This window comes from Actinospongiicola halichondriae (assembly GCF_049103745.1).
GTDB classification, from domain to species: Bacteria; Actinomycetota; Acidimicrobiia; order Acidimicrobiales; family Salinilacustritrichaceae; genus Salinilacustrithrix; species Salinilacustrithrix halichondriae.
Window position 1 is genome coordinate 719,475 of the sequence record NZ_CP171622.1, and the last position, 18,099, is coordinate 737,573.

Here is an 18,099-nt window from a genome sequence, read left to right on the forward strand (position 1 = left end):
TTTCGTCGAAGATGGGATCTCGTTCGAGGGTTCTTGTCATACCCGGTGAGGAGAATGGGGGTGTGACTGGTTCTGCTTCGTACTCCCGAGACGCTGACGCAGCGGTCTCGGCGCGGGTGAAGTTGGATCATGCTGCGTCGGTGGTGGCGTCGATGGATGCGGCGCAGCGTGAGGCGGTCGGGGCGTTGGTGGAGTTGTGGCCGTCGGCGGCGTGGCTGGCTGCGGGCGTGCGGTCGGCGAAGCAGTGGTTGGTCTCGTACACGGGGTTGTCGGTGTCGGAAGCCCGGCGGTTGGAACGGGTCGCCGAACTCTGTGTCCGGGACGAGCGTCTGTTGGATGCGGTGGTCGAGGGTGGTTTGTCGTTGGGTCGGGCCGAGTCGTTGGCGCGGGCGGTGACCGAGGAACGGGCACCGTGGCTCAGTGGTTCGGTCGAAGCGTTGTTGTCGGTGTCGGGTGACGACGATGCGTTCGATGCGGTGGTGCGGTTCTGGCGTGAACGTGTGGACGAGCAGTTGGCGCCGCGGCGGGTGCAGGCGCAGTCGTTGACGTTCTCCCGCCGGTTGTTCGGTGGCGGGGAGATCCATGGGTCGTTGTTGCCGGTGGCGTTCGAGAACGTCATGTCCGCGGTGGACGCGTTCACGCCGCCGCCGGATCCCGCAGATGCGCCGTACGTCCGGACTGCGTCGGAGCGGCGCGCCGATGGGCTCGATGACCTGGCCTCGTTCGGTCTGACCCACGACGTCGACGACGATCTCTCCGAGGAGGAGTTGGAGGACGAGCAGCTCCGGGCCGAGGACACCTACGACGGGTCGTGTCCGGGCGACGAGTTGGACGAGGCGTTGGATCCGGCGAACGAGGGGTTAGATCGCCTCGACCTCGTTCGACAGCGGATCCGCAAGGCGGAGCGTCATCGACGTCGGCGGGCGATACGTCGTGTCCGGGCTCGGTCCGGGGCGTGCATCAACGTCGTGATCGACCTCGAGACCCTCGCCGACACCCGTGGTGTCGATGATCTGGACGGGTTGGTGTTGCGGGGCGAGGGTTGGAACCTCGCCAAGTCGGCGGCGGAGCAGTTGTTGTGTGACTCGGCGTTGACGGCGACGTTGTTCAAGGGGAAGACGAACGTGTTGGACGCGAACGACGCGGCCGAACAGTTCTCGAAACGTCAACGCCGCGCGATCGCTGCCCGTGATCATCATTGCGTGTTCCCGGGGTGTTCGCGGTTGCCGCGTCATTGCGATGTGCATCATCTGCACGAACGCAATGCGGGTGGCCCGACGACGACTTCCAACGGTGTCCTGCTGTGTCGTTTCCACCATCGGTTGGTGCATCAATTCGGGTGGAGACTGTCCCTCGACGCCGAGACCGGTGCGTGGATCGCGATCGATGCGCATGGCGTCGAGTGGAGGGGCAGACCCACAGGTTCCGTGGCCGCGTGACGGCCTGATGACCCGACCCGGATCACGGTCGGGTCATCAACGCGCCCAACGACCCAGCGCAGCACGAAACGGGACGCACCACGGACCACTCCGATCCCGAATACCAGCGCGCCGGGGTGCTTGCCGCGGTGGAAGACTGCGACGGTGGACAGGTCGTCGCACGTGGATGCGCTACGCGAGATCCTCGAACCTGCGATGACGAAGCGCGGCTTCGGGTCGGGAGGTCCTGGATACGCTCCCGACGGCGTGGCGACGTTCCTGTTCTGCACCGGGGCGGCGGCGGTCGCTGCGCGCTGGCCGATGACCGTCGAGGCGCTGCGGGTTCGGACCCAAGTCGACGATCACCGGCCTGGCGCGTGCCTCGACCTCACGATTGAGATCTCGCCCGCAGGCGAGATCTGTCGCGCCGACTTCGAGTTCGTGGACCTCGACCAGTTGCTCGTCGACCTGGGCCGCGCGGAGATCGCCGGGCGGTGTTCGACCGATGAGCTCCAGTGCCTGGACTCGAAGGAGCTGGCGCTACAGCTCCGCGCCGCAGTCGAGATACTGATGCCTCTGAAGTGAGATGCGCGAGTTCATGGCAGCCTGATGAGTGCTTCGGATTCTCAAACGGCGACCGGTCGGGTGGCTCGTGGTCGGAATCATCGCCTCTGTCCCCTTCTCCATGGCGCTCGTGGGTGTGGCGGCCGCGCTCGTCGACGGTGCCTTCGCCGCCGCCGCATGGGGCCTCATCGGAGTCCTCTTCTGGTACTGGATCGCTGGGGGTGCATTGCGCCGGACGTCGGAGCCCAGGCCGCGAACGACGCCGCCACGCCACCCGAGCGGATCCCGTGACACTCCTGGACGACGAACGGAAGTTCATCGACCTCCCCGAGTCTCCCGTCTTCCTCACCGACGAGCGTCAGATCGTCGGCTGATCTCGCGCATCGGTTCGGACCTGCAGCGCTCCCGCCGCTCGTGCCTCGGCGATCTGGTCGACGACCTCTCCGACGGAGTCGGACCCGAGGGTGAGCACGTGGCGAGCGGGGACGCTCGCCCGAGCGAACTCCTCGTGCATCTTCCGCGCAGCGTCTTCGTCGCGGAAGTCGTGGCCGGTGCGGCTCGACACTCGGGCGACGCAGGTCTCCACGTCGGGGAGGAGCACCACGTAGTCGAACGCCGTGAGGCCGGTGGCCGATCCGAACGTCGTGAGGAACCACGGACCGACGATCCCGTCATAGACCGTATGGAATCCGCCGTCGGCGAACCGCCCGGTGGCCGCCCCGGCTGCCGAGGTCACGACCGTGTTCTGTTCGTGCGACTCGGGGAGCCAGGGCGGGATCGCGTCCCGGGCGAGGAAGGCGAAGAATCGGTCGCCCTCGATCAGCGCGCCCGGTCCCGCCTGCTCCGCGAGCATCGCGGCCACGGTGGACTTGCCAGACCCCGGCGGCCCGGTCACGACGAGCAACGATCCCATGCGTCTGCAGTCTGGCCGCCATCGCCGTCGGACAGTTGCACCATTCCCGACGACGCCGGCGGGTATGCCCGATCGCAGTCAGGCCCGAGCGTCGATCCATGCCCGGATCAGATCAGCGACGTCGTCACGGCCACCCGTCTCGAAGTAGTGCTCGCCCGGGAGGAACTCGAGCGTCTTGTCGGGCGACGCGAGAGCGTCGTGTACGGCGTGCGCGTCGGACGGGAACACGCCCTTGTCGGCGGTCGATTGGACGACCAGCGCCGGGACGTCGATCCGTCCGAGGTGCGGTGCCCCGACGCACGACGATTCGCGCAGGCTCCACATCGAGAGCCACGACCGCAGCGTGCAGGTGGCGGCGAGTCCGAACGGGGTGCGGTTCGCTCGTGAGGCGTCGCCGCCGTAGCAACCGACGCCGCGGTCGGAAGCGTCGATGGTCAGGTCGACGAAACGCGGGTCGGCCCAGGTGCGGTGGACGTTGAAGACGCGATCCCAGGCTCCGCCGGCGGAGAGTCGGGACAGTTCGTCGACCGCCCATTCGGTGATCCGGTGGTTCCTCGACTCCTGGGCCGCGCGGTAGCGCTCGACGAATTCGACATCGAGAGGAACGTCACGGCCGGGGGCGAAGAGGTCGAGCTCCGAATCGGTCGACAACGGATCGGTCTCGTCGGTGACCGACGGGTCGAGCCACGCCGTGAGCACGTCGGGTCGTCCGGGGTGCGCGTTGAGCGACACGTACAGGTCGGCCGCAGGGAGGTCGAGGACGGCATCGGGAAGCGTGAGATCGCGGGCCGGACGGATCGACGGGTCGGTCGCCTGCGACTGGTACGCGGCCATCAGCGAGCCACCACCGGAGTTGCCGAGCAGCACGACGGCGTCGACGCCGGCTTCGTCCCGCAGCCACCGGATACCGGCCGCGATGTCGACGAGGGCGTGCTCGAGGAGGAAGTAGGCGTCCTGCCCCCGGTAGCGCGTGTTCCACCCGAGGAACCCGATGCCACGCTCGGCGAGGTACGGCGCGAGGTAGTGCTCGCTGAAGTCCACGCTGTAGTGCGTGGCGATGCATGCGACGGTCGGCTTCGATCCCGTCGGGCGGTGGTAGACGCCCTGGCACGGATGGCTGCCGTGGCCGGCGACCCCGGCGGTGGCGGAGGTGGCCGACACCCACTCTCGTTCGAAGGTCATGAGGATCAGTTGGCGACCGGTCCGACCCACACCTGTTGCCGCGTTCACGAACTCGTGGATCCCGTGCGGTCCGAGTTCGCGGCCGTACCCCGAGCGCTTGATGCCGCCGCTGGGCAGCCGGGGGTCGGTCTTGACGATCCCGTTCACGACGACCTGGCCCGCCTCGATGTCGGCGGCCATCGCCTCGCCTCGCTCGGTCGAGGTCCACACGCTCGCCGCGAGTCCGTACGGCGTGTCGTTGGCAATGGCCAACGCGTGCTCGGCCGAGTCGGCCTTCAACACCACGGCCACCGGTCCGAAGGTCTCCTCGGCACATGCCGTCATGTCGTTGGTGACATCGGTGAGGAGCGTCACCGGGTAGAAGAACCCATCGCCGTCGGGAATCTGTCCACCGAGACGACACGTGGCACCGGCATCGACGGTGGCTTGCACCTGTCGATGGAGGGCGTCACGGAGATCAGCACGGGCGAGCGGACCGACGTCGGTCGACTCGTCGCGGGGGTCGCCGACGACCAACTCGGCCAGTGAGGCCTCGAGGCGTTCGACGAACTCGTCGTGGATCGAGGCCTCGACGATGAGCCGCTTGGCCGCGATGCACGACTGTCCGGCGTTGATGATGCGCGACGTCGTGATCGGTGGGATCGCAGCGTCGAGGTCTGCGTCGGCGAGCACGATGCACGGATCGGAGCCGCCGAGTTCGAGCACCGCGGGCTTGATCTCCGACGCGGCGATCGATGCCACGATCGCGCCGGCGCGGTCCGATCCGGTGAACGAGACGGCCCGCACCCGAGGGTCACGGATCGCAGCCTCGACACCCGGCGTCTCGACCAGGAGCGCCTGCATGATGCCCGGGGGAGCGCCGACCGACTCGTCGAACAGGGCAGCGATCGCCTGCGCGCACTTCGGCACGTGCGGATCGTGCTTCAGGACGCAGGTGTTGCCGGCCATCAGCGCCGGGGCGCAGAAGCGGAACGCCAACCAGAACGGCGCGTTCCACGGGAGGATGCCGAGGATCGGGCCCAACGGCAGGTGCTGGACATAGCTCCGGGTCGCGTCCGAGCCCAGTTCGAGCGGCGCCAGGTAGGCCTCGGCGTGCTCGGCGTAATGCTCGGCCGCCCACGCAGCCTTGTTGACCTCGCCGATCGACTCCTTCATCGGCTTGCCCATCTCCTCGGTCATGAGGGGGGCGAGCGTGTCGATCTCGTCGCGCATCCGTGCGGCCACGGCTCGCAGCACGTCACCGCGTTCGGTGAACGACCGTCGCCGCCAGCCGTCGAACGCGTCAGCGGCCCGGCCGATGACGTCGGCGGTCTCCGAGGCATCGAGGCTCGGGATCTCTTCGACGACGGCGCCGGTGGTCGGATCGATGACGGTGAGCACTACGAGATCTCCTCGGTGGGGACGGCGGACAGTGAGGTGGAGGAGGGGGCGACGACGAAGTCCTCGGAGAAGTCGAAGAGCGACTCGCAGCCGTCCTCGGTGACCCGGATGGTGTCGGAGATGCCGCAGGTCTTGTCGCCGTCGACTCCCCACATCCAGGGGATGACGTGGAACGTCATGCCTTCTTCGAGGACGGTGAAGTCCCCAGGATTGAGGCTGAGGATGTAGCCCTCGTCCCAACTCGGCGGGAACGCGATGCCGATCGAGTAGCCCGAGCGGGTCACGAGACGAGCACCCACCTCGTTGTCGCTGATGATGTTGCGAACGAGACTGTCGGCGTCCGACACGGTCATGCCCGGACGCATCATTGACCGGAGCTCGGAGAGTGCGTACTTCATGCGCTCCTCGGCCTTGGCCATCGAGTCGGACTTCTCGCCCACGACGGCGGTTCGCATCATCGCGGTGTGGTAGCGCCGGACGCAGCCGCCGACCTCGAGGAAGACGTGCTCGCCCGGCTGGACCTCGCGGCCCTCCCACGTCGCGTGGCCGATCATGGATCGGGGTCCGGACGTGACGTAGGGCATCACCGCAGGAGCCTCGCCGCCGGCGCGGAACATCGCGGCGGCGATCTCCGCTGCGATCTCGTTCTCGCTCACCCCGACACCGACGGCGTCGAGGCCTGCTTGCATGCCGGCCTCGGTGGCCCTGGCGGCCTTGCGCATCAGTTCGATCTCGACGGCCGACTTCCGCGCACGACCCGCCTCGACGATGCCGAAGCAGTCCATCAGCACGCCGTGTTCGAAGCTCGTGTGGACACGGTCCTGCTGGTAGGCGGGGAAGAAGTAGCTGTTGCGCTCGTAGCCGACGTGTTTGCTCCCGAGGCCGAACTCCCGCAGGCTCGTGATCAGCTGCTGGATGGCGTCGCCGGTGTCGGGATACGGGCGCGACTTCTCCAACCAGGTGCGCTCGATGACGTTCGAGTCCTCCATGGCACGCGTGATCATGAACGGCTCGTCGTCGAGCGGCACGACCAACGCCTGGAAGAACGAATAGCCCGTCGTCTGGTAGTCGGTGAGGTACATGAGGTTCTCGGGGTCGGTGATGACCACGGCATCGAGCAGCCGCGCCTCCATCCGCTCCCGGAGCTCACGGAGCCGGCGCTCGTACTCCTCCGCCGGGAAGGTCATGTCGTCGCGCTGCCTCATGACGCGCTCGCCGCGGTCGAGATGGCCTTCTCCAGGATGTCGAGACCCTCGGCCAGGTCGTCGTCGGGGATCGTGAGCGGCGGGATGAGCTTGATCACCCGACCGCCGGTTCCGCACGGGCCGATGAGCAACCCGTTCTGGAAGGCCGCGTCCTGCGCGGCCTTCGCCAACGCACCGTCGACGACGTCGATGGCCTGCATCATCCCGCGGCCTCGCACTTCCCAGTCGCGTCCGTGGTGGGCGCTGATCGCCGCCAGCCGCTCGCGCATGACCTCTCCCTTGCGCTTCACGTCGTCCATCAACGTGGGCTCGGTGAAGTAGTCGAGCGCTTCGGTTCCGGCGACGAACGAGAGGCCCTGTCCGCGGAATGTGCCCGTGTGTGCCCCGGGCGACCAGTGGGCGTCGACCTCTGGCTTGTTGAGGTTCATGGCGATGGGCGTGCCGAACCCGCCGAGACCCTTCGCGAGGGTGACGATGTCGGGGTCGAGGCCCATGCCGTCGAAGCTGAAGTACGAGCCCGTTCGGCCACAGCCGGCCTGGATGTCGTCGATGATGAACAGCGCACCGACGTCGTGCGCCAGCGTCTGCACTGCCTGCATCCACTCCTGCGAGGCGACGTGCACGCCACCCTCCGCCTGGATGCACTCGACCAGGAACGCTGCGGGAGGGAGGAGCCCGCTCGACCCGTCCTCCAGCGCCGCTCGGTACGCATCGATCGCCGAGATGCCGCCACCGGGCGCCGACACGTTGGGCAGGCGGACGACGTGTTCGAGGGGGACGCCCGCCCACTTGCGGAACGCGTCGTTCGCCGTGAGGGCGAGGGAGCCCAGCGTCATGCCGTGGAAGCCGTGGCTGAACCCGACGATCTGTTGGCGTCCGGTCGCGAGTCGGGCGAGCTTGAGTGCAGCTTCGACCGCGTTGGTCCCCGTGGGGCCCATGAACTGCATCTTGTGGTCCATGTCGCGCGGCTCGAGGATCACCTCGGCGAACTTCTCGACGAACGTGCGCTTGGTCGTCGTGTAGGTGTCGAGGCTGTGGGCCACGCCGTCGGCTTCGAGGAAGGCGATCATCGCCCGCTTCATGCGCTCGTCGTTGTGCCCGAAGTTCAAGACGCCGGCACCGGCGAAGAAGTCGATGTAGGACGTGCCGTCCTCGTCGACCATGCGAGCGTTCGACGCCGATTCGAAGACCGTGGGATATGCACGGCAGTAGCCGCGGATCTCCGACTCGTGCGTCTCGAAGGGGGTCATGTCCATGAGTAACTCCTCAGGAGTGGTGGGTTGCCGGCGCGCCCGCCAAGAAGGCGAATACCCCGGCGACGGGGTCGATCAGACGGTCGTTGAAGTCGTAGCGAGGGCTGTGACACGGCTCGCGGTGGCCGTTGCCGTCGTCGGCGCCGACGAGCGCGAAGGCGCCGGGCACCTCGTCGAGGTAGTAGCTGAAGTCCTCGGACGCCATGATCGGGACGAGGACGTCGCCGTCGTGCCAGTCGTCGCCGAGTCGGCTCGCCAGCGCATCCCGTAGTTCGGTGGCGGGGCCAGGATGGTTGACGGTCGCTCCGTATCGGGTCGTCGGGGTGACGACGACCTCGACGCCGTGGGCGCTGGCGGTCGCCGTGGCGACGTCGTCGATCAACCGGAACACGGCGTCGCGCTGCGTCGTGTCGCTCACCCGGATGCTGCCGCCCAGGGTCGCCGTGTCCGGGGTCGTCGTCGCACTCACGCTGGGCGCGTCGATCGACGTCACGGCGACTACGGCAGCGCGCTGGGGTGCGGTCCGTCGGGCGACGACCTGTTGGAGGGCCACCGTGATCGCCGCAGCGGCGAGGACCGGATCGCGGCACTCCTCGGGTTGGCTCGCGTGGCCGCCGGCGCCGCGGACCTCGATGGTGAAGGTGCCGTTGGCCGACATGACCGGACCGTCAGGGCAGACGGCCTTGCCGAACGGGATGGCCGGCCAGTTGTGCCATCCGAAGATGACGTCGACGCCGTCGAGGGCGCCGTCGGCGATCATCTCGCGCGCACCGTGGCCGCCCTCCTCGGCGGGTTGGAAGAGCAGCGACACCGGTCCGGGGAGGTCGGCCTCGTGCTGGCGGAGCCACGTGGTCGCGGCCATCAGCGTGGCCATGTGGCCGTCGTGGCCGCACGCATGCATGACCCCCGGCGACTCGGACGAGTGGGGGAGCGCGGTGGCCTCGTCGACCGGCATGGCATCCATGTCGGCGCGGAGGGCGACATGTCGTCCGGATGCCTCGGGAGCCAGGGTGGCGACGGTCCCCGTCCCGGCGCAGGCGCGCCATCCGATGTCGAGTGCGTCGAGCCGGCGGCGGATCTCGGTGGCGGTCTGGTGTTCGGACCAGGTCAGTTCGGGTCTGCGATGGAGCAGGCGGCGCCATTCGGTGGCGTCATCGATCAGTTCCGACCAGGCTCGTGTCATCCATCTTCTTCGCAGTTCACCGGCTGGGCACGAGTCGGACCGTAGCGGCTGACCACGCGTCGCGGTGCCCGCCCCCGATCCAATACGCTCCGTGACCCGCGACGAACCGCGGTGGAAACTCGAGAAGGCGGAGCAATGGGACTCATCAACAAGCTCAAGGGCGAACTGGTCGACATCATCGAATGTCTCGACGACAGTCGGACGACATTGGCGTGGCGGTTTCCCCGGTATCAGAACGAGATCAAGAACGGCGCACAGCTGATCGTCCGTGAGGGACAGCAGGCGGTGTTCGTCTACCGCGGCAAGATCGCCGACGTCTTCGAGCCGGGCAGCTACGAGCTCACCTCCGAGAACCTCCCGATCCTGGGCACGCTCCAGGGCTGGAAGCACGGCTTCAACAGCCCCTTCCGTTCCGAGGTGTACTTCCTCAACACCCGCCAGGTCACCGACCTCCGGTGGGGGACCCCGCAGCCGGTCACCGTCCGAGACCCGGACTTCAAGATGGTCCAGGTCCGGGCCAACGGCCTCTGTGTGGTCCGCATCGCCGACGCCGAGATCTTCCTGCGCGAGGTCATCGGCACCGACTCGGCTGTCGAGGCCGAGGAGATCACCGAGTTGCTCCGTCGGGTCATCACCCTGGCGTTCAGCGACATGGTCATGGAGACGGGCCTCGGCGCCATCGACCTCCAGGGCCGCCAGGTCGAGCTGTCCGACAAGCTCCGCGAGTTCGTCCAGGAACGCGTCGACGACGAGTTCGGACTCGAGATCACGTCGGTCACCATGAACATCTCGTTGCCCGACGAGATCACCCAGGCCATGACCCGCGGCGTCGCCGCCGGTGTCGAGGCGGGCGGCTACGCCCACAACGTCGGCGACGTGAACCGACTCCAGCAGGTACGCGCCGCTGACGCCATGCTCGCGGCAGCTGAGAACCCCGGTGGCGGAGTCATGGGCGACGCCATGGGCATGGGAATGGGCATCGCCATGGCCGGCCAGATGGCCAACCAGTTCGGCACCGCGATGGGCGGACAGCAACAAGGCGCTCCCGCTGCCGCTCCTCGCGCAGCTCCGCCGCCGCTCCCCGGCCAGGCGCTCTATCACGTCGAGGTCAACGGGCAGTCCACGGGCCCGTACAACGTGCAGCAGTTGCAGTCCGGCGTCGCCAACGGACAGGTCAACGCAGCAACGCTCGTGTGGACCAACGGGATGGCCGAGTGGGCCCAGGCCAGTCAGGTGCCTGCGCTCGCGCCGCTGTTTGCCGCGCCGCCGCCCCCACCCACGGCCGGCGGCACGCCACCGGCGCCGCCCACCCCGCCCGCTCCGCCTGCCGACGACGCCTGAGCAGATGGAAGAGTCCGAACCCCGCACTCCTCCGCCGCCGCCTCCTCCGCCTCCGGATCCCGTCCCGGGACCCGCGGCGATGCCGCCTCCTCCGCCGTTGCCGGCCGAGGCGCCACGGCCCGCTGCCACGTTCGACGACACCCCCGGCGACGGGGTTGCCGACGCCGATGCGGTCGACGAGATCCGACGCCGGGCCATGCTCCACAGCACCGAACAGACACGGACCTACCCGTGTCTCCAGTGTGGCGGCGAGCTGATGTTCGACATCGGTGTGCAGAAGCTCAAGTGTCCGCACTGCGGCAACGTCCAGGAGATCATCGAGGACGAGGGCAACGTCGTCGCCGAACAGGACTTCCGCGCCGCCCTGGCCGCCCTGCGCAGTGGTGCGATCGGCCGTGACGACGATCGGGTCGCCGGCGACAAGGAGGTCGTCTGCCAGAACTGCGGCGGCCACACGACGTTCAGCGGCTCGCTGACCGCGACGCGGTGTCCGTACTGCGCCACGCCGATCCAGCGAGACGACGTCCACGACGCTCCGGCGCGCCTCCCGGTCGACGGCGTCCTTCCCTTCCAGGTCGACGAGAAGACGGCGAAGACCGCGATCGACAAGTGGATCAGCAGCCGCTGGTTCGCGCCGAGCGAGTTCAAGAAGTACAGCACCACAGGGTCGTTCTCGAGCGTCTACGCCGCGTACTTCACGTACGACGCGTTCACCACCACGCAGTACCGCGGCCAACGGGGCGACAACTACACGGTCACCGTCGGGAGTGGCGAGAACCGCCGAACCGAGACACGGACACGATGGACCCCACGTTCGGGTGTCGTGCGCGACACGTTCGACGACCTCCCCGTGCTCGCCAACGAGGGATTCGAACGACGTCGAATGGACGCCCTCGAGCCCTGGCCGACCGGGGAGGCCAAGGCGTTCAGCGCCGAGTACATCGCCGGGCACCTGTGCCGCACCTACGACCACGACGTCGAGGAGTGCTTCGGATCGGCCAAGCAGCGGATGGACGAGGAGATCAAGAACACCGTCCGCCGCGACATCGGTGGCGACAAGCAGCGGATCTCGTCGATGTCGGTCCACTACGACCAACTCAGCTACAAGCACCTGCTGCTGCCGATCTGGCTCCTCACCGTCATCTACCAGCAGAAGCCGTTCCAGGTCTTCATCAACGGGATGACCGGTGAGGTGCAGGGTCAGCGCCCGTGGAGCAAGGTGAAGATCGCGGTAGCGGTCGTCGCGGCCCTCATCGTCATTGCGATACTGGTGGTCGTGTTCGGTGGATCCGGGGCGGAGCCCCAGTGACGTACCTCGTCCTCTTGGGCATCTGCATCCTCGCGGTGGGCGGCTACGTGGCGCTCCGCAATGCGCAGGACTTCTCCGACGCCAACGAAGTCGTTCCCGGCGTCGCGACCAAGGCCCCCAAGGGTTGGGCGGGTGCCCACTCGCCCGAGGCGCGTCTGCACCGGCGGTTGCGCGATGCGATCCTCGCCCTCCAGGCGAACGCGTCGCTCGACGATCCCGCCATGGCGCCGGTCCGCTCGTCGATCGAGGAACAAGCGCTCGGGGTCGACGACAAGCTCATCGCCGCCGCTGCGTTGCCGAAGGCGCGGCGCGAGGATCCGATCCGTCAGGTCGAGCAGGCGGTGATCGCCATCGAGGGTGCCGTGGCCAGTGTCGTCGACCTGCGCGGTCCGTCGATGACCGCCATCGACCAGGGTCTGGCCGACGTCCAGGCACGAATGCGCAACGTCGAGGCGGCACGTGCCGAGCTCGAGGCGATGACCTCGCCGTCGTCGTCCACGTTCGACGCCATCCGCCAGCACATCGAGGACGAGGAAGACCCCGGCGCGACACCCACCGTCTGAGCGCCTCCACCGAGTCCGGTGGCGCCACCGGTAGCGTTGGCCCATGGCCGGAGCACACCTGCGCGGACGGACCCGCGGTGTCCGGATCATCGTCACGGTCGCCCTCGCGGCCCTCGCCGTCGGGCTGTTGGTGGGCGGTGCGGTCACCCTCGCGCTCATGGGCGACGGCGAAGCCTCCGTCGGGACCGACGACTCGGGCGGCGGCGTCGCGGTGGACGGGCTGGGACTCGCTGCGGCCGACCCGGGCGTGACTCCGGTCGACACCGGCAACGGTCCCATCACGATCGCGTTCGCCGGCGACATCAACGTCGAGCGTTCGCTGGCCACGCGGCTCGAGGACGACCCCGAGGGGTTCGTGGGGCCCTTCGCCGAACTCCTCCGTGGCGCAGATCTCGCCATCGGCAACCTCGAAGCCGCGCTCACCAGCGGTGGGTCACCGATCGACAAGGAGTTCGTCTTCCGAGCGCCCCCGTCGGTGCTCGATGCCCTCGCCGCCGGCGGGTTCGACGTCATCAGCGCGGCCAACAACCACGGCATGGACTACGGCGCCGGCGGCCTCGCCGAGTCGCTCGAGATCAAACGAGCCAGGGCCGACGGGATGGTCATCGGGATCGGTGGCGACGAGGACGAAGCGTTCGCCCCGCACATCAGCGAGGTCGGTGGTCACACCGTCGCCGTGATCGCGGCGACCCAGGTGATCGACGCGAACCTGATCAGCGCCTGGACCGCGACCGAGGAACAGGGCGGGCTGGCCTCGGCCAAGCGCGTCGACCGACTCGTCGAGGAGGTCGAGGCCGCCCGAGCAGTCGCCGACACGGTCGTCGTCTATCTCCACTGGGGCATCGAGACCGAGACCTGTCCGAGCGAGAGCCAGCAGGAACTGGCCCAGACCCTCAGCGATGCCGGCGCCGACCTGATCATCGGCACCCATGCCCACCGCGTGCAGAGCGGCGGTCGGCTCGGGTCGTCGATGGTGGGGTACGGCCTCGGGAACTTCCTCTTCGGCGCAGTGAGCGACGAGAGCGCGAAGACGGGTGTCCTGCTCGTCGAGGTCGACGGGCGCGACGTCCTCGGCTACGAGTGGCGGCCGGGCCGGGTCTCCGATCGGGTGCCGATCCCGCTGGACGGCGATGACGCCGAGGCGGCGGTCGACGAGTGGGACGACCTACGCGACTGCACCAACCTGTCGGCCTGACGTCGAGCGCGCCGTCCAACCGCCGTCGACGGGGATCGTCTGACCGGTGATGTAGGTGCCGGCGTCTGAGGCCAGCAACAGGAGCGGGCCGTCGAGCTCCTCGAGTTCGCCAGCGCGGCCGAGGAGGGTGTTGCGTCGGATGTAGCGCAGACCGGAGTCCTCACCGACGAACATCGCCTCGGTGAGCTCGGTCTCGAAGTAGCCGGGCGCGATGGCGTTGACGCGGATCCGGTGCTTGGCCCACTGGGCGGCGAGCTCGCGCGTGAGGTTGACGAGGCCGCCCTTCGAGGCGGCATACGCCGCCTGTGCATTTGGCGCGGCGGCCACCAGCCCGTGGACCGATGAGATGTTGATGATCGAACCGCCGCGCTCCTGGACGATCATCTGTCGTGCGGCTGCTGCGGCGAGTACGAAGCACACGTTCATGTTGATGTCGACGACGCGCCGGAACTCCGCCGGGTCCTGGTGCTCTGCGGGAGTGACGGCGTCGGTGGTCCCGGCGTTGTTGACGACGATGTCGACATGACCGAACTCGTCGACGGCACGGTCGACGAGGGCCGTGAGCTGCGCATCGTCGGCGACGTCGCAGCCGGCGGCGTGGATGCGGCCGTCGGTCGCCGCGAGCTTCTCGAGACGGTCGACCCGGCGGGCTGCGGCGATGACGGTGGCGCCCTGCTCGGCCAGCACCTGGCTGAACCGGTGACCGATCCCGCTCGACGCACCGGTGACGATGGCCACCTTGTCGTCGAGTCGGAAGTCCGGGGTCGCAATGCTCATCCGGGTGTTTCTACCGGCTGGAGGGTCGCATCGCGATGTCACGCGCCGGCGGTGAACGGGTCTCGGTCGGGCTCGCCTACTGTCCTGGAAGAGACCGCCTCCGATGCAGAAGGACATTTCGCGCAATGGGTACACCGCAGGAATCCCCCGAGCTCTTCGATCTCCGCATGAGCGAGGAAGCTCGTCCGCTGATGAAGCGGGTGACGCAGTTCCTCGAAGAGGTCGTCGCCCCGATGCAGGTCGAGTTCTACGCCCTCGACGCCCAGAAGGAGGACCGCTGGAGCTACGACCCGCGTCAGCTCGAGCTGCTCGACGCAGCCAAGGCCAAGGCCAAGGAAGCCGGGCTCTGGAACTTCTTCCTCCCCGACTCCGAGGTCGGCGGTCTCAGCAACCTCGACTACGCCTACATCGCCGTCGAACTCGGCAAGTACCCGCTCGGTTCGGAATCCCTGAACTGCTCGGCACCCGACACCGGCAACATGGAGGTCCTCGAGCGAGTCGGGACCCCGGAGCAGAAGAAGCAGTGGCTCGAGCCGCTCCTCAACGGCGAGATCCGGTCGGCCTTCGCGATGACCGAGCCCGACCTCGCGAGCTCCGATGCCAAGAACATCTCGATGTCAGCCGTGCGTGACGGCGACGAGTACGTGCTCAACGGCGAGAAGTACTACATCTCCGGCGCCGGCGATCCCCGCTGCAAGGTGATGATCGTGATGTGCAAGACCAACCCGGATGCCGACGCGTACCGCCAGCAGTCGCAGATCCTGGTGCCGATGGACACGCCGGGCGTCGAGATCCTCGGCCCGATGACGGTCTTCGGCCACGACGACGCACCGCACGGCCACATGCACCTCCGGTTCAACGAGGTGCGGGTGCCGGTCGAGAACATGCTCCTCGGCGAGGGTCGTGGCTTCGAGATCAGCCAGGTCCGTCTCGGCCCGGGTCGGATCCATCACTGCATGCGCAGCATCGGCCAGGGCGAGAAGGCGCTCGAGCTCATGATCCGTCGTGGCAAGTTCCGCGATGCGTTCGGCAAGCCGATCCTGAGCCTCGGCAAGAACATGGAGCTCGTCTCGCGGGCCCGCATCGAGATCGACGCCTGCCGACTCATGGTCCTCAAGGCCGCCAAGGCGATGGACGTCCTCGGCAACGCCGAGGCCCGGGTCTACGTCAGCGCCATCAAGGCCATGGTTCCCGAGAAGATCTGCGCCATCATCGACCAGGCCATCCAGGTCCACGGCGCCACCGGCGTCTCGCAGTGGACGCCGCTCGCCGGCATGTACGCCAGCCAGCGGACCATCCGTCTCGCCGACGGCCCCGACGAGGTGCATCACCACGTCGTGGCCCGCAACGAGGCCGCCCGCTACGACTCGCCTTCGGACGTCGGCCCGGGATTCTCCGGCGGCATCTTCACCGGCCCGTAGCCGACCCCCCGACCCCCGCCCCCCCCGACCCCCCGACCCCCCGACCCCCCGACCCCCCCGGACACCTCGACCCCCCAAACCGTTCTGGTGAACGGTCACGACATCTGGTGGTAGCGATCGATCACCAGAACGGAGTTGTGGGTTGGGGTTGGGGTTGGGCTCGGTGGTCAGGCGCAGCCTTCGGGGCCGCAGCAGCCTGCCGACGTGTCCGCCATGGCCGTGGTGCGGACCGCGGCCTCGGGGACGTCGGTGTCGCCCTTCTTGACGTACCACTCCCAGCGGGTGTCGTCGGGGCCGTCGACCCAGGTCTCGGTCTTCTCGGCGTAGCAGCACACCGTGTCGTCGACGCCGGTGGTCTCGAGGCCCACGTCGGTGAGGCGTGCTTCGGCGGCGGTGACCTCGCCAGCGGTCTCGGTCTCGACGCCGAGGTGGTTGATCGTTCCGCCGGTCGTGTTCTCGAACAGCACGAGCTTGAGCGGGGGATCGGCGATGGCGAAGTTGGCGTATCCGGGCCGGATCTTGGTCGGTTCGGTCGCGAACATCTTGGTGTAGAAGGCGATCGACTCCTCGAGGTCGGTGACGTCGAGGGCGAGTTGCAGTCGCATGGTTCACTCCATATCGATGAATGTCGAATTGATGACTGTCGATACCGTGACAGATCCATCGATCTCTGTCAATATGTGATTCGTGGATTGTTGTCCCCCGCTGCACGACCCGCTCGACGAGCACGACGCCGTCGAACTCGCGGGCTCGCTGAAGGCCCTCGCCGACCCGGCGAGGCTCCGGCTGCTCAGCATCATCGGCTCGGCCGAGGACGGGTGGGCCTGCGCATGTGACCTCCACGGCCCCCTGGGTCGATCACAGCCCACGGTCAGCCATCACCTCTCGACGCTGGTGAAGGCGGGGTTGCTCGAACGCGAGCAGCGCGGCAAGTGGGCCTGGTTCCGTGTGCGTGAGGACCGTCTGTCGGCCGTCCGCGACGCGCTGTCGGTCGTCGACCCCGTCAGGAGCTGATCTCGCGGCGGAGTTCGACCTTCTGGACCTTCCCCATGGCGTTGCGGGGCAGCGCGTCGACGAAGCGATATCGCTGCGGATGCTTGAAGCGAGCGAGCGAGTTCTCGCACGCTGCAGCGAGCGTGTCCTCGTCGGCCGATCCGACGATGACCGCGACGATCGATTCGCCGAAGTCCGCGTCGGGGACGCCCACGACCGCAGACTCGTCGACGCCGTCGACCGCGTCGAGCACGACCTCGATCTCCTTCGGATAGATGTTGAGACCGCCCGAGATGATCATGTCGCTCTGGCGGCCGGCGAGGGTGAGGCGGCCGTCGTCGTCGAGGCTGCCGACATCGCCGGTGACGAACCAGCCGTCGTCGGTCATCGACGCTGCGGTCTTGTCGGGCTCCTGCCAGTAGCCGAGGAACAGGCCGTCGGTGCGGACCTCGACCAGCTCGTCGGCGCCGATCCGCAGGTCGACGCCAGGAAGCGGAAATCCGACGGTGCCGGCGACCCGCTCGCCGTCGAGCGGGTTGGACGTGAGGATCATCGTCTCGGTCATCCCGTAGCGCTCGACGATGCGGTGGCCGGTGCGCTCGGAGAACTGGTCGTGACGCTCGGGGAGCAGGGGAGCGGAACCCGACGTGAAGAGCCGCATCCCTCGGCAGTCGTCCGGGTCCAGCCCGGTCTGGTCGAGGAGGCGGTGGTAGTGCGTCGGCACGCCCATCATCACCGTCGACCGCCGGAGGTCGTCGACCACGGCCGAGGGGTCGAACCGGGTGTGGAACCGGACCGCTGCACCCGCGAGGAACGCGCAGTGCAGCGCGACGAACAGCCCGTGCACGTGGAACACGGGGAGGACGTGGACCAGCACGTCGTCGGGTGTGAAGCCCCAGGCATCGTGGAGCACTCGGGCGTTCGAGACCAGGTTGTCGCACGAGAGCATGGCGCCCTTGGAGCGCCCCGTGGTGCCCGACGTGTAGAGCATCGCCGCCCAGTCGTCCCCCGATCGGGGCGCGACGTCGTCGACGGCGGACGTCGCCAGCGTGGGGAGCAGGTCGTCGTCGACGAAGAGGGCCGCAGCGGCGTCATCGACGAACGCACCGACCTCGGCACGGGTGTACGCGGTGTTGAGCGGCACGTGGACGGCTCCGGAGCGGAGGCACGCCAGGTACAGGGCCACGGCGTCGGGCGACTTGCCGACGTGGACCACGACCCGGTCGCCGGCCACGACGCCGTGGGCCGCGAGGCCGCCGGCCATGCACGCGGCACGGTGGTCGACATCGCCGTACGAGAGCACGGTCCCGTCCTCGAGGAGCAGGCACGGCCGTTCGGGATGGGTCGCAGCCGTGCCGAACAGCGCCTCGTAGACCGGGGTCATCACGCCATCTTCCACCAG

Annotated in this window: 16 protein-coding genes and 1 pseudogene; 8 read left to right on the top strand and 9 right to left on the bottom strand. The window is 68.1% G+C overall.

All coding sequences use genetic code 11. The features are described from left to right. Positions 1-62 precede the first annotated feature (62 nt). Both AB8619_RS03680 and AB8619_RS03685 read left to right on the top strand, forming a co-directional pair. Entirely contained in the window at positions 63-1,439 is a 1,377-nt protein-coding gene (locus tag AB8619_RS03680) for an HNH endonuclease signature motif containing protein (protein WP_436795105.1), read from the top strand. 246 nt (positions 1,440-1,685) lie between these two features. After that, positions 1,686-2,003, top strand: coding sequence for a hypothetical protein (locus AB8619_RS03685; protein WP_436795106.1), 318 nt, complete (start codon positions 1,686-1,688; stop codon positions 2,001-2,003). 337 nt (positions 2,004-2,340) lie between these two features. Here AB8619_RS03685 and AB8619_RS03690 read toward each other — a convergent pair whose 3' ends face one another. The 6 genes and pseudogenes from AB8619_RS03690 to doeB2 form a co-directional block, all read right to left on the bottom strand. Beyond that, on the bottom strand, positions 2,341-2,895 hold the full coding sequence (locus AB8619_RS03690; RefSeq protein WP_436795107.1) for an AAA family ATPase: 555 nt from the start codon (positions 2,893-2,895) through the stop codon (positions 2,341-2,343). 78 nt (positions 2,896-2,973) lie between these two features. Then, positions 2,974-4,077: an alpha/beta hydrolase gene (locus AB8619_RS03695; RefSeq protein ID WP_436795108.1), complete on the bottom strand. Its 1,104-nt coding sequence runs from the start codon at positions 4,075-4,077 to the stop codon at positions 2,974-2,976. Positions 4,078-4,082: 5 nt separating this feature from the next. Continuing rightward, positions 4,083-5,457 (bottom strand): annotated as a pseudogene (locus AB8619_RS03700) (NAD-dependent succinate-semialdehyde dehydrogenase). Next, complete coding sequence (doeA, locus tag AB8619_RS03705; RefSeq protein WP_436795109.1) at positions 5,457-6,662, bottom strand: ectoine hydrolase; 1,206 nt, start codon at positions 6,660-6,662, stop codon at positions 5,457-5,459. Before doeA ends, AB8619_RS03700 begins: the two are co-directional and overlap by 1 nt. After that, positions 6,659-7,918 (bottom strand): aspartate aminotransferase family protein, encoded by a 1,260-nt coding sequence (locus AB8619_RS03710; protein WP_436795110.1) that lies wholly within the window; start codon positions 7,916-7,918, stop codon positions 6,659-6,661. Before AB8619_RS03710 ends, doeA begins: the two co-directional genes overlap by 4 nt. A 10-nt stretch (positions 7,919-7,928) precedes the next feature. Further along, on the bottom strand, positions 7,929-9,098 hold the full coding sequence (gene doeB2, locus AB8619_RS03715) for a N(2)-acetyl-L-2,4-diaminobutanoate deacetylase DoeB2 (protein ID WP_436795111.1): 1,170 nt from the start codon (positions 9,096-9,098) through the stop codon (positions 7,929-7,931). A 135-nt stretch (positions 9,099-9,233) separates the two neighbouring features. Between doeB2 and AB8619_RS03720 the strand changes: the two genes are divergently transcribed. From AB8619_RS03720 to AB8619_RS03735, 4 genes are all read left to right on the top strand, one after another. Further along, positions 9,234-10,439, top strand: a complete 1,206-nt coding sequence (locus AB8619_RS03720) for an SPFH domain-containing protein (RefSeq protein ID WP_436795112.1) — start codon at positions 9,234-9,236, stop codon at positions 10,437-10,439. Positions 10,440-10,518: 79 nt separating this feature from the next. After that, positions 10,519-11,748: a hypothetical protein gene (locus tag AB8619_RS03725; RefSeq protein ID WP_436795113.1), complete on the top strand. Its 1,230-nt coding sequence runs from the start codon at positions 10,519-10,521 to the stop codon at positions 11,746-11,748. Then, the gene (locus tag AB8619_RS03730; RefSeq protein ID WP_436795114.1) at positions 11,745-12,311 is read left to right on the top strand and encodes a hypothetical protein; all 567 of its coding nucleotides are present in this window, start codon (positions 11,745-11,747) and stop codon (positions 12,309-12,311) included. The genes AB8619_RS03725 and AB8619_RS03730 overlap by 4 nt, the downstream gene beginning before the upstream one ends. A gap of 43 nt (positions 12,312-12,354) precedes the next feature. Further along, entirely contained in the window at positions 12,355-13,506 is a 1,152-nt protein-coding gene (locus tag AB8619_RS03735) for a CapA family protein (RefSeq protein WP_436795115.1), read from the top strand. On the opposite strand, the gene AB8619_RS03740 is transcribed toward AB8619_RS03735, so the two are convergent. After that, positions 13,477-14,277 (bottom strand): SDR family NAD(P)-dependent oxidoreductase, encoded by an 801-nt coding sequence (locus AB8619_RS03740; RefSeq protein WP_436796343.1) that lies wholly within the window; start codon positions 14,275-14,277, stop codon positions 13,477-13,479. The two genes, AB8619_RS03735 and AB8619_RS03740, sit on opposite strands and share 30 nt — an antisense overlap. Positions 14,278-14,450: 173 nt before the next feature. On the opposite strand from AB8619_RS03740, the gene AB8619_RS03745 reads away from it, so the two are divergent. Next, positions 14,451-15,704 (top strand): acyl-CoA dehydrogenase family protein, encoded by a 1,254-nt coding sequence (locus AB8619_RS03745; RefSeq protein WP_436795116.1) that lies wholly within the window; start codon positions 14,451-14,453, stop codon positions 15,702-15,704. A gap of 167 nt (positions 15,705-15,871) precedes the next feature. On the opposite strand, the gene AB8619_RS03750 is transcribed toward AB8619_RS03745, so the two are convergent. Beyond that, a complete protein-coding gene (locus tag AB8619_RS03750; protein WP_436795117.1) occupies positions 15,872-16,309 on the bottom strand; it encodes an ArsI/CadI family heavy metal resistance metalloenzyme in 438 nt (145 codons plus the stop codon). 82 nt (positions 16,310-16,391) lie between these two features. Here AB8619_RS03750 and AB8619_RS03755 point away from each other — a divergent pair, with 82 nt between their 5' ends. Further along, positions 16,392-16,718 carry a metalloregulator ArsR/SmtB family transcription factor gene (locus AB8619_RS03755; RefSeq protein WP_436795118.1) on the top strand — a complete coding sequence of 109 codons (327 nt, stop codon included), beginning with the start codon at positions 16,392-16,394 and terminating at the stop codon, positions 16,716-16,718. Here AB8619_RS03755 and AB8619_RS03760 read toward each other — a convergent pair. Further along, positions 16,708-18,081: an AMP-binding protein gene (locus AB8619_RS03760; protein WP_436795119.1), complete on the bottom strand. Its 1,374-nt coding sequence runs from the start codon at positions 18,079-18,081 to the stop codon at positions 16,708-16,710. The two genes, AB8619_RS03755 and AB8619_RS03760, sit on opposite strands and share 11 nt — an antisense overlap. Positions 18,082-18,099: the final 18 nt, after the last annotated feature.